The sequence below is a fragment of the Bacillus cereus group sp. BfR-BA-01383 genome (assembly GCF_022663495.1).
In the GTDB taxonomy this organism is placed as follows: Bacteria; Bacillota; Bacilli; order Bacillales; family Bacillaceae_G; genus Bacillus_A; species Bacillus_A cereus_AU.
Window position 1 is genome coordinate 1 of the sequence record NZ_JAKUFP010000103.1, and the last position, 535, is coordinate 535.

Genomic DNA, 535 nt, shown 5'->3' on the forward strand with positions numbered 1-535 from the left:
TTCTTTCTAGAAGAATGAAAGGATCTTCTCGCTGGAATAAACAACGAGTAAAAGTAACTAGAATTCATGAATACATGACGAATGCTAGAAAAGATTACTTGGACAAAATCTCGACTGAAATCATCAAAAACCACGATGTTATCGGTATAGAGGATTTGCAAGTATCGAATATGTTAAAGAATCATAAGTTAGCAAAAGCAATTAGTGAGGTATCATGGTCTCAGTTTCGAACTATGTTGGAATATAAGGCAAAATGGTACGGCAAACAAGTCATTGTTGTATCGAAAACATTTGCTTCAAGCCAATTATGTTCTTGTTGTGGATATCAAAACAAAGACGTTAAAAATCTAAACCTACGTAAATGGGACTGTCCTTCTTGTTGTACACACCATGATAGGGATATTAACGCAAGTATCAATCTAAAGAATGAAGCGATAAGGCTTCTAACCGCAAGGACTGTGGAGATAGCCTAATAAATTAGAGTTCGATAGAACTCTTTACTTAGGAATCCCCCTCTTCTAAACGAAGTGAAAGT

At 35.5% G+C, this 535-nt stretch carries 1 protein-coding gene; it reads left to right on the forward strand.

Going from position 1 to position 535, the window contains the following annotated elements; genetic code table 11:
• Positions 1-473 (forward strand): transposase (locus MR065_RS27070; protein ID WP_242215744.1); only part of this gene is annotated, 473 nt, incomplete at its 5' end.
• Positions 474-535: the final 62 nt, after the last annotated feature.